This window comes from Mycobacterium persicum, assembly GCF_002086675.1.
GTDB lineage: Bacteria > Actinomycetota > Actinomycetes > Mycobacteriales > Mycobacteriaceae > Mycobacterium > Mycobacterium persicum.
In genome coordinates, this window is the sequence record NZ_MVIF01000142.1 from 1 (window position 1) to 10,306 (window position 10,306).

Consider the following 10,306-nt stretch of genomic DNA (forward strand, 5'->3'; position numbering starts at 1 on the left):
TCAGACCCAAAACACCCAAAACCATCAAAACCCCACGTCAAAGCCCAAATCACCTATCCAGACGGTCGCAACTTCGGGCTAAGCGACGCACTACGCTGGTCACCACCGGGTCACGAGGGCTCAGCACGGCCACATCGGCGAACTCTCCCTGACCGACCACTACCTGCGCTTCGGTGCGTCCGTCGTCAAGTTCGTCATCGCCAAGCGCTTGGCGCAGCCACGCCGACGAATCAATACACGTCACACGCTGCGATCGATACATCCTGGGTTGCGGGACCGTCCACGTAGCCTGGTCCCACGCGGGCCCGGACGTGATTGATGGCCCAGACCGGTTCGGGTTCCAGCCACGGCGCGAGGTGTATGACCACCCGGCGAACGTCGTCGCATCGGTGCAGCTGACGCAGATGCACAAGCAAGTCGTTGCGGATGGTGCATGACACGCAACCGTGAACGAGTTCCAGTGCGACTTCCGCGGTAGCTACCACCCCGTGCCGCAGGGTCGTATCCGTTCGGAGGACCACCTGACCGTCGAAGTGGTGCGCGACGGCCAGGCTCCCTGGATTGCGCAGCATAGCCCGCACTACCGCGTCGGTGTCTCCTTGGCCCGCGACGACGATGACAGGTGTTCTCATACCGCCCCTATTGACAATCATTTTCATTAATCGCGTTCTTAAGGTACCGTCCGGGCGAAGGCTTGTCGAAAACGGTTTTCATTAATGTCTCTGATGAGGAGGTCGTTGATGTCTGCCCGGTGTCAAGTCACGGGTCGCGAGCCGGGGTTCGGCAACGCCGTCTCGCACTCGCACCGTCGAACTCGTCGTCGATGGTCGCCCAACATCCAACTCAAGACCTACTACCTACCGTCTGAGGGCCAGCGAATCAGGCTCAGGGTGAGCGCCACGGGAATCAAAGTCATCGATCGTGACGGAATTGAGGCGGTTGTGGCCCGGTTGCGCAAAGAGAGTCAGCGGATCTGATGGCACGCAACGAAATCCGCCCGATTGTCAAACTGCGATCGACGGCCGGCACGGGTTACACCTACATCACCCGCAAGAACCGGCGCAACGACCCGGACCGGATGGTGCTGCGCAAGTACGACCCAATCATCCGGCGGCACGTCGATTTTCGAGAGGAGCGATGACCCATGGCCAAGAAATCCAAGATCGTCATGAACGAGCGTCGTCGCGCCACGGTGGCTCGGTACGCCGAGCGTCGCGCCGAACTGAAGGAAATTATTCGGTTGCCCTCAAGTTCGAGTGAGCAGCGGGCCGCAGCGCAACGTGAACTGATGCGCCAGCCACGAGATGCCAGCGCAGTGCGGGTGCGAAACCGCGACGCGATCGACGGACGGCCGCGCGGGCACCTGCGCAAATTCGGTCTGTCGAGAGTGCGGGTACGGCAGTTGGCGCATGACGGGCAACTGCCCGGGGTGCGGAAGGCCAGTTGGTGACCCTCATGAAGACCGTAAGTAAACGGCGCCAGAGTCGGTGTGCGCCACCGACCGGCAGATCGGCCAAGAAGAACCTTCTCGGCCTCGGGGTCAGCGCGGTTGACTACAAGGGCACGGCTGCGCTGCGACTCTTCATCTCTGAACGGGGCAAGATCCATTCTCGCAGTGTCACCGGCCTCAGTGTCCAACAACAACGGCAAGTTGCCACCGCCATCAAGGATGCGCGCGAGATGGCGTTGTTGCCCTATCCCGGGTCCGCCGCCGGTCGCTGAATTGTGCCTTCTGACAAGCGGTCAGACTACCGGGAACCGAAGGGATTCAAACAATGACGGTTCATGCCTTTCGTGGGCTGACCGGGCGAGGCGGGAACCGTTGAACGCGCGCCGGGGGACGGCGCGCCCGTTCACCGTCGTGGTCTGTAACGCTTGTGCGGCAGAACAGCAATTGTCTGTGATCGATGAATTGCGTCCCACCATCCGATGCTGCCCGCATGCCATGCTCGTTTCCGCGCCCTGCATACTCGGGCCGGTCACGTGCGCAGCTCGGCCGGCGGGGTGCGGTGTCATGGCGATTTTCCAGCCATGCACCACTGACCGGCTACCTTTCGGACCACCCCAATGGGTGGGCCCGATCACCAATAACGCTGAGGCGGCGTTGCTGAAGGACTGGCTAGAACTCGGTCGCTGGGAAAATGCTCCTCTGCCAAAGCAACTCAGCAAGCACGTGCGCTGGGCCGGTCGCGCTAGTCGGTCCATCTAGTGGTGTGTCCCACAAATAATTATCAGTAAATTGGTATGATTACAGGCATGAGCAAACCCGTGCCCGCGTTGGCAATGACCGATGGGCAGCGCGCCGTGTTGGAGTCGTTGGCTCGGTCGCAGTCGGGGGCACATCGGGAAGTGGTGCGGGCCAAGGCTTTGTTGATGGCTGCCGAGGGCGTACCGAACGCGACGATTGCTGCCAGCCTGTCGGTATCGCGGGGCACTGTGGTGAACTGGCACAACCGGTTCGGCGAGGACGGCCTGGTCAAGTTCGGACAGGTCCGGAAGGGTCGTGGCCGCAAACCCTCGATCCCCGATGCCACGATCGAGCAGATCGTGACGCTGACCGAGGAGTGCCGCCCGGAGGGCGAGACGCATTGGAGCACAAGGACGATGGCGGGGCCGCCGGGGTGTCGAAGAGCACTGTTCAGAGGGCATGCAAGGAGTTGGGCCTCAAACCGCACTGGGTTGACACGTTTAAGCTTAGCGAAGCGACGCACCGGGATCGCGTTCGCCTTGGCCCACCGGTACACCTCGGCGACGTAGGCGTCGCCGATCTTGCCGAACGCCGCTGATGAGGGAATCCCGAACCCCTTCTGCCAATACAGGAACTGGCATACCCCGCCCACCGACTGCAGCTTCGGCACATAGGCCTGCAGAAAGATCCGATCCACCGATCGACACGTGAGCGTCACATGATCCCGCAGTAAGGTTGCATAGTCGGCCATCACCGCCTCCTTGGTCTCGACAACCTGAGGCTATGACCGACACGAGGGATCTCCCAACAACACGGAGATCCCTCGTCTTGTCAGCACCTCGGCCTAACCTTTAGCTGGCCGCTGCGCCACCGCGTCCTGCCCAACGACGCCACCCGGCGGTGGTGCCGCGACGATGGGATGGCCAAGGCGGCGCCTGCGGTCTTCAACACCGTGAGCGGCCCGCTTTCGGTACTGGGGTACTTCGATGCCGGCCCCCTGCTGCGGTTGCAGTCACCGGGGCGTCCCTGTTCACTCCGCTGCCACCGGTCGCGGGGACGCCCGATTCCTGGGTGGAACGGGCGGCCCTCTATGCCGGTGAGACCGCGCTGCACATCGGCGAGATCACCTCGGCGCAGCAGGCGGTCAGGGACCTCAGTCCCTGATGGCGTTAGCCGACGGTGGCGATGGCGAATCCGTCCCAGCCCTTCGTCCCGACCGTCTGGATCGCCGCGGTGTCCAGGCGCGGGTGCCGGCCCATCAGCTGCAGGGTCTGGCGCGTCGCCACCGCCCTGGCGTCGTCGGATTGCGCCGACAGCACCTGACCGTGGCGAATCACGTTGTCCACGACGATCACCGCGCCGGGCCGGGCCAGCCGGACCGCCCATTCCAGGTAGGCGGCATTGTTCTCTTTGTCGGCGTCGATGAACACCAGGTCGAACGGAGCCCCGGTCACCGTCGGCAGGGTGTCCAGCGCCGCGCCGACCACCACCTCCACCCGATCGGCGACGCCCGCCCGCTGCAGGTTGGCGCGGGCAACCGAGGCGTGTTTGGGTTCGTATTCCAGCGTCACCACCCGCCCCTGCTGGCCCGCGCCGCGGGCCAGCCAGATGGTGCTGAAACCGCCCAAGGTGCCGATCTCGAGGATGCGGCGCGCCTGCATGGCGCAGGCCAGCAGGCACAGGAACTTGCCCTGCTGCGCGGAGACCGCGATGCGCGGCAACCCCGCGGCGTTGCTGGCCTGCAGCGCCGCGGACAACGCCGGGTCGTCGCCGATCAGCGTGCTGTCCAGGAAGGCGTCGACGTCGTGCGGGGTCGGTTGGGCCATACCGAAACGCTAGTCCGGTCCGCGCGCATCGGCTCGTCACGATCAAATTCCCCGTTCCCGGTGTTTACCAGATACCCGTATGGGGTATAGAGTAGGTTGTGGTCATCCGCTTGGGACGGCAGTCCCCCGATCCGAATGAAGGTGATATTCATGGCGACCCATGAGGCTGGAACCGAGTTGACCTGCGGCCACGAGGGCTGCGGCTGTCGTGTCCGCATCGAGGTCCCCTGCCACTGCTCCGGCGCCGGCGAGCCGTACCGCTGCACCTGCGGCGACGAATTGGTCCCGGTCCAGTAAGCGGGCAGCCGGTCGTGCGTGCGGATGGATCATCATCGCCCGAACGCACGACCGGCCAGCTCGACCTCGGCCGTCAGCGTCAGCGCCACCGCCGATGCGCCCACCGCAACCGCGTAGCGACCCGCCGTGATGCGCCAACACCCGGCACTGCCGTCATAGCCGGCCAGCAGCCGCGGGTCCGCTGTGATGCTCACCCGGACGACCTGACCCGGGTCCAGATCCACACGCTGGAAACCCAGTAGCCGCAATCGCTGTGCGTCGGGAACGGTCGTCAAATACAGCTGCGCGACGTCCGACCCGCCGCGTCCGCCGGTGTTGACGACGCTGAACGTGGCGTTGACGGTGTCACCGCCGGTCACCGCCAGGTCGCGATACTCGAAGCTGGTGTAGGACAAACCGTGACCGAAGGCGAACATCGGGGACTGCCCCGTCCGGGCGAACCAGCGATAACCGACATCCGCGCCTTCGTGGTAGTCGATGGTCATCGGTGTCCCCACCGCCGCATCGGGCAGCTGCGGACGCGGTGTCTGGCAGAGATCGGCCGGGAAGGTGATCGGCAGCCGGCCAGACGGATTCACCTGTCCGGCAATAATTTCCGCGATGGCCTGAGCGCCCGCCTGGCCCGGATACCACGCTTGCACGATGGCGTTCACACAGTCCCGCCAGGGCATGGCCACCGGGTTGCCGGTCTCGAGCACCACGACGGTGTTCGGATTGGCGGCAGCGACCGCCGAGATCACCGCGTCCTGGCCCCACGGCAGCGACAGGTCGACGCTGTCGAAGCCCTCCCCTTCGGGCCGGATCGCGAACACGATCGCGACGTCGGCGCGGCGCGCCGCCACCACCGCCTCCGCCGGGCTGATACCGGGATCGAATTCGAGCTGCACGTCCGGGAATTGCCGTCTCAGTTCGTCGAGGGGGCTCGGCGGCACCAGATAGAGATTGCGCATGCCGGGTTGCAAGCCGGACCCCCCGATGGGGATCACGCTCGCATAGCCGCCCGGCGGTACGACGGCGCTGGAGCCGAAGCCGGCCGGTAACCCGGTCTGCGCGTAGCCGCCGATGACGGCAATGCGACAGCCTGAAGCGGGAGCCAACGGCAACAGCCCTCGGTTCTGCAGCAGCACGATCCCCTGCCGGGCGATCTGCAGGGCAATCGCGTTGTGCGCGTCCATGTCTGGCGCGGGAGCGGGTTCCCACCCGTCGATTCCGACAGCGAACATCGAACGCAGGATTCGCCGCACCATGTCCGACAACCGTTCTTTGGGCAGCAGGCCTTCGGAGTAGGCGGCACGCAGTCGATCGCCGAATGCCTCGGCCCCCCACAACACGGCGTCGATCTGCGCGCCGCATTCCTGGTCCAGGCCGGCAAGCGCGCACTCCCAACTCGGTGTCCCGCCCCAATCCGACATCACCCAGCCGCGGTATCCCCAGGCGCCCTTCAGCACATCGTTGAGCAGGACAGCGTTCGCGGCGGCGTAGTCGCCGTTGACCTTGTTGTATGCCGCCATCACCGCGCCGGGCTGGGCCCGCTCGACGGCGATCTGGAAGGCCAGTAAGTCCGATTCGCGGTGCGCGTCGGGGTCGATGACGGCGTCCAGCCAGTGCCGGTTGGTCTCGTTGCAGTTCAGTGAGTAGTGCTTGGTCGTGGAGATGACGCCCTGGTCCTGGATGCCGATGATCTGCTCCGCGGCTATGGCGGCGCTCAACAGCGGATCCTCGGAGAGGTATTCGAAGTTGCGGCCGTTGCGCGGGTCTCGGGCCAGGTTGATGGCGCCGGCCAATTGGACGTTGAACCCGCGGCTGCGGGCCTCGCGTCCGATCACCTCGCCGCTGGCACGGGCCTGTGCGGGGTCGAATCCGGCGGCCAGCGCCAGCCCGGCGGGCAGCGCGGTGGCCGTGTCGCCCGGGCGGTAGCCGGGATTGGTGACACCTTGCCCCGCGTCGCTCATCCGCAATGCCGGAACCCCCAGCCGCGGTATGCCGGGCACATAGCCGGCGCTCATCGAAACGTCGGGCGGGATGCGCTCGTCACGCAGCGGCCACCAGTCCCCGGCTCCCATGACCCCGACAAGCAACGAGAAGCGTTCCTCGTCGGTCATCTGGGACTCGATCTCGCGGGCCCGGGCGTCGGGGTCGGCTGGGCTCACCGCACCCCCTCTTTCGCGTAGACCACCCGCAGAATGTGGCCAACCTCGGGTCCCATCACCAACTCGGCAAGCTCACACATCGTCGCCACGAATTGCGGCCCGTGCGGCGGCGGCACCCGGCACAGGTGATGTGCGATTTCATGGAGCACGACCAGCTCGCGCATCGCCCAGGCGGCGGTGGCGCGGTCCGGGACGGCGATAGTGCCTGCGCCGTCGCGGTTTTCGTAGTGCGCAGCGGTGGCCGCCCGCCGGGCGCGCACCCGTAGCGGCGACACCGACGGCCAGGTCCGGCGCACCGCCGGCAGGGCCAGCACGTCGTCGACGTAGCGCTGCACCGACGCGACCGACGCGAACCGGCCCTCGGGCGGCAGCGTCAACTGCGTCCCGAAGAAATCCACACCGGGTGACCCGTGCTCGACGGCACGATCGAATACGGTGCGGACGAACTCCTCGGCCGCATAAACCCGGGCCCGCTGGGAGTCGCGGCCGGAGGAATCCGCCCGGGTCACCGGTCCAGGGCGGTTCGCGCTCCGGGCAGCTCGGCACTCTGGCCCAGCCGGGCCTGTCGCCCGGCCCGGTCACCCGCGCGGCGCGCCGCCGAGGAATATCCGGCCGAGGCCCGGTGGGCCCGCCAGGTGCCGCGCGCCCGCGACGCGCCGCGGTAGTAGTCGCGCAGCTCGATCTCCTTGTCCCGCAACGCGATAGCGGTGCCCGGTGCCCGGCCGCGGTCCGCGGTGACCTCGCGGGTGGCCTGCTCGCGGGCCTCGGCCAGGCGCTGACCGACGCGAGCACCGAAGGCCAGCTGAAAGTTGAGCCTGGCGGTGATGGTGGGCGTGGGCCGGTGCGCCCCGGAGGCAAGGTAGGCATCGGAAGCCCGCACCATCTGCACCACCAGGCTGGCGTACAGGGCGTGGGTCGCATCGATGTCCTCGGGGAATCCGTAGGCATAGAGGAACGTCGAATTCGACGCGACGTCGCAGCGTACGTCGTTGGCCGCGGCGATCAGCACGAAAAGCTGCACGTAGGTCCGTAGCCCGCGGGCGCCGGCCGTTCCGATGGTGATGGTGCGCTGGGTCGGCGTCTGCGCGGCCGTACGGTTGGCCGAATGTGACCGCGCCACCGCGAGGTCGATGGACGCCGCCGTTGCCAGCCGCTGTGCGGCGGCCATGAACGCGTCGGCTTCGTGGGGATTGTCGGTGCCTTCGGCCTGACGCAGCAGTGCGGCGATGCGGGCCAGCATCTTGTCGTCGGTCATGGCGCCAAACTACTGCAGCGGTACGACAATTCGATTCAGAGGCGTTTGGTGATCCAGCCGACCACGTCGTCGAGCACCTGGTCGCGCTCCGGCTCGTTGAAGACCTCGTGGTAGAGCCCGGGATATTCCTTCAGTTCGACATCGATGGAGCCCACACATTCCACCAGGCGCCGGCTGCCCTCGATCGGGATAAGCCGGTCACCCGTGCCGTGCACCACCAACAACGGCGCGGTCAGCGCCGGCGCCCGCCGCGGCATGGTCTCGCCGACCTGCAGCAGCGCCCGGCCGATCCCGGCCGGCACCCGGCCGTGGTACACCCGCGGGTCGTTCTGGTAATCCGCCACCACCTGCGGGTCGCGGGATATCGCGGTGAAGTCGAGCTCCTGGACCGGCAGGCCGGGCACCACAACACCGAGAACCTTGGCAGCCAGCGCCACCACCGGCGACACCAGATCCTGGGCCGCCACCGCCGGCGCCGACAGCACCATCAGGTCGTAGTTGTCCGGGCGTTCCACACCGTAGGCGAACACCATTGCGCCGCCCATGCTGTGCCCGAGGACGATGCGCTTCAGGCCGGGGTTTTCCCGGGTGGCGATGCCCACCAGGGTGTCGAAGTCGGTGGTGTATTCGGAGATGTCGCGCACCAGCACCCGCTTGCCGCCCGAGCGGCCGTGTCCGCGATGGTCGAGCGCGTAGGTGACCAGACCGGCCTCACCGAACCGCTGCGCGACGTGATCGTAGCGGCGGGCATGCTCGCCCAGACCGTGAGCCAGCACGACCACGGCTTTGGGTGCGATGTCGGGCGTCCAGACGTCGTAGACGATGTCCACACCGCCGACACCATCGAAGTTGCGTTCAGTGCGCGTCGCATTCATTACGGGCAGCTTACGGGCTGCACAGCGGCTCGCCGGGCCGGGCCGTCCGGGTTGTCAGCGGCTCTGCGTAGGCTCGTCGGGGTGGGTCTACTAGCACAAGACAACGAGCTCGGCGGTGATTTCTCCGCCCGTGCCGAACCCTACCGGCGCGAACTGCTGGCGCACTGCTACCGGATGACCGGATCGTTACACGACGCCGAGGATCTGGTGCAGGAGACGCTGCTGCGCGCCTGGAAAGCGTATGACCGGTTCGAAGGCAAATCGTCGATACGGACCTGGCTGCATCGGATCGCCACCAACACCTGCCTGAGCGCTTTGGAAGGCCGGCAACGCCGGCCGTTGCCGACCGGACTGGGAACATCCAGCTCGGATCCGACGGCGGAGTTGGTCGAGCGCGGTGAGGTGCCCTGGCTGGAGCCGCTGCCGGAACTGACGGATGATCCGGCGGATCCGTCGGTCATCGTCGGGTCGCGCGAATCGGTCCGCTTGGCCTTTGTGGCCGCGCTGCAGCATCTGTCGCCGCGGCAGCGGGCGGTGTTGTTGCTGCGCGACGTGCTGCAGTGGAAGTCGGCCGAAGTGGCCGAGGCGATCGGCACCACCACCGTCGCCGTCAACAGCCTGCTGCAGCGGGCCAGGTCCCAGCTGGAGACCGTGCGCCCCAGCGCCGAAGACCGGTTAAGCCCGCCGGATTCGCCGCAGGCCCAGGACTTGCTGACCCGCTACATCGCCGCGTTCGAGACCTACGACATCGACCGGCTGGTGGAGCTGTTCACCGCCGAGGCGATCTGGGAGATGCCGCCCTACGTCGGCTGGTACCGCGGCGCGCAGGACATTATCACGCTCATTCACCAGCAATGTCCCGCCGAATCGCCCGGCGATATGCGCATGATCCCGTTGGTGGCCAACGGCCAGCCCGCCGCGGCCATGTACATGCGCGCGGGTGAGCGGCACGTGCCGTTCCAGTTGCATGTGCTGGACATGGTCGACGGCCGGGTGTCGCACGTGGTCGCGTTCCTTGACGGCACGCTGTTCCCGAAATTCGGTTTGCCCGGTTGGCTGTGACGACCGGGCTGTTGTTTGGGCACCGTCGACATCGGCAGCGTGGGCTACGGGGACCCGTTCGTTCCGCTATGGCCGAACCATCCGGCGCTGCCGCCTTTGCCACCCGGCTCGCCGCCCGTGCCGTTGCCACCATCACCGCCATTGCCGATAAGAATGGCGTTGCCGCCGCCGCCGCCAGCGCCCGCGTTGCCGCCGGCGCCGCCGGCTCCGCCGCTCCCGCTGCCGCTGCCGCTGCCGCCGAGGCCGCCCTTGCCGCCGTCGGCGCCGGCGCCGCCGAAGCCACCGCCGCCGCCGCCGCCGGTGGTGCCACCGAGGCCGCCCGACGCCGTTACCCTCGCTGGCGCCACCGGTGCCACCGGCACCGCCATCGCCGACCCATCTGGCTGCGCCGCCCGCCCCGCCAATACCGCTGGTCCCGCTGCCCAGTAGACCGGCTCCGGCTTGGCCGCCGGTGCCGCCGGCACCACCACTGCCCCACAGTCCGCCCATCCCGCCGACGGCACCGTCACCACCGTCACCCCCGGTATTCGCCGACGAGAGCCCACCTTTCCCACCGTGCCCGCCTTGTCCACCATCCCCACCGCTCCCGAGCAAGTGGCCGCGTCCACCGATGCCACCGAGGCCACCTTTGCCGCCGGTGCTTCCTGGCACAT

General features: G+C 67.1%; 10 protein-coding genes and 5 pseudogenes. 8 read left to right on the forward strand and 7 right to left on the reverse strand.

What is annotated here, in order from left to right; translation table 11 throughout:
* Positions 1-76 precede the first annotated feature (76 nt).
* Positions 77-632: pseudogene (locus BST40_RS26005) on the reverse strand (GTP-binding protein); the annotation flags it as partial.
* Between the two features lie 108 nt (positions 633-740).
* On the opposite strand from BST40_RS26005, the gene rpmB reads away from it, so the two are divergent.
* From rpmB to BST40_RS32980, 6 genes and pseudogenes are all read left to right on the forward strand, one after another.
* The gene (rpmB, locus tag BST40_RS26010; protein ID WP_083156204.1) at positions 741-977 is read left to right on the forward strand and encodes a 50S ribosomal protein L28; all 237 of its coding nucleotides are present in this window, start codon (positions 741-743) and stop codon (positions 975-977) included.
* The gene (gene rpmG, locus BST40_RS26015) at positions 977-1,141 is read left to right on the forward strand and encodes a 50S ribosomal protein L33 (protein ID WP_083156190.1); all 165 of its coding nucleotides are present in this window, start codon (positions 977-979) and stop codon (positions 1,139-1,141) included. The genes rpmB and rpmG overlap by 1 nt, the downstream gene beginning before the upstream one ends.
* Before the next feature lie 3 nt (positions 1,142-1,144).
* Positions 1,145-1,450, forward strand: coding sequence for a 30S ribosomal protein S14 (gene rpsN, locus BST40_RS26020; protein ID WP_083156192.1), 306 nt, complete (start codon positions 1,145-1,147; stop codon positions 1,448-1,450).
* A gap of 5 nt (positions 1,451-1,455) precedes the next feature.
* Positions 1,456-1,722, forward strand: a complete 267-nt coding sequence (gene rpsR, locus BST40_RS26025; protein ID WP_083156194.1) for a 30S ribosomal protein S18 — start codon at positions 1,456-1,458, stop codon at positions 1,720-1,722.
* A 534-nt stretch (positions 1,723-2,256) separates the two neighbouring features.
* Positions 2,257-2,699, forward strand: a pseudogene (locus BST40_RS26035) (helix-turn-helix domain-containing protein); the annotation flags it as partial.
* 342 nt (positions 2,700-3,041) lie between these two features.
* A pseudogene (locus BST40_RS32980) lies at positions 3,042-3,352 on the forward strand (nitronate monooxygenase); the annotation flags it as partial.
* A 5-nt stretch (positions 3,353-3,357) separates the two neighbouring features.
* On the opposite strand, the gene BST40_RS26045 reads toward BST40_RS32980, so the two are convergent.
* A complete protein-coding gene (locus BST40_RS26045) occupies positions 3,358-4,014 on the reverse strand; it encodes an O-methyltransferase (RefSeq protein WP_075545147.1) in 657 nt (218 codons plus the stop codon).
* Between the two features lie 135 nt (positions 4,015-4,149).
* Between BST40_RS26045 and mymT the strand changes: the two genes are divergently transcribed.
* Positions 4,150-4,311, forward strand: coding sequence for a copper-binding metallothionein MymT (gene mymT, locus BST40_RS26050; RefSeq protein WP_023369625.1), 162 nt, complete (start codon positions 4,150-4,152; stop codon positions 4,309-4,311).
* Between the two features lie 32 nt (positions 4,312-4,343).
* Here the strand turns inward: mymT and BST40_RS26055 are convergent, their stop codons facing one another.
* The 4 genes from BST40_RS26055 to BST40_RS26070 are packed head-to-tail and all read right to left on the reverse strand — an operon-like array spanning position 4,344 to position 8,591.
* A complete protein-coding gene (locus tag BST40_RS26055) occupies positions 4,344-6,413 on the reverse strand; it encodes a beta-glucosidase (RefSeq protein WP_083156206.1) in 2,070 nt (689 codons plus the stop codon).
* A gap of 44 nt (positions 6,414-6,457) precedes the next feature.
* On the reverse strand, positions 6,458-6,970 hold the full coding sequence (locus tag BST40_RS26060) for a TIGR04338 family metallohydrolase (RefSeq protein WP_075545145.1): 513 nt from the start codon (positions 6,968-6,970) through the stop codon (positions 6,458-6,460).
* The gene (locus tag BST40_RS26065; RefSeq protein ID WP_083156200.1) at positions 6,967-7,716 is read right to left on the reverse strand and encodes a DUF2786 domain-containing protein; all 750 of its coding nucleotides are present in this window, start codon (positions 7,714-7,716) and stop codon (positions 6,967-6,969) included. Before BST40_RS26065 ends, BST40_RS26060 begins: the two co-directional genes overlap by 4 nt.
* A gap of 35 nt (positions 7,717-7,751) precedes the next feature.
* On the reverse strand, positions 7,752-8,591 hold the full coding sequence (locus tag BST40_RS26070; protein ID WP_075545143.1) for an alpha/beta hydrolase: 840 nt from the start codon (positions 8,589-8,591) through the stop codon (positions 7,752-7,754).
* On the opposite strand from BST40_RS26070, the pseudogene BST40_RS26075 reads away from it, so the two are divergent.
* Positions 8,539-9,653: pseudogene (locus tag BST40_RS26075) on the forward strand (sigma-70 family RNA polymerase sigma factor). The gene BST40_RS26070 and the pseudogene BST40_RS26075 sit on opposite strands and share 53 nt — an antisense overlap.
* A 44-nt stretch (positions 9,654-9,697) precedes the next feature.
* On the opposite strand, the pseudogene BST40_RS26080 reads toward BST40_RS26075, so the two are convergent.
* A pseudogene (locus tag BST40_RS26080) lies at positions 9,698-10,306 on the reverse strand (hypothetical protein); the annotation flags it as partial.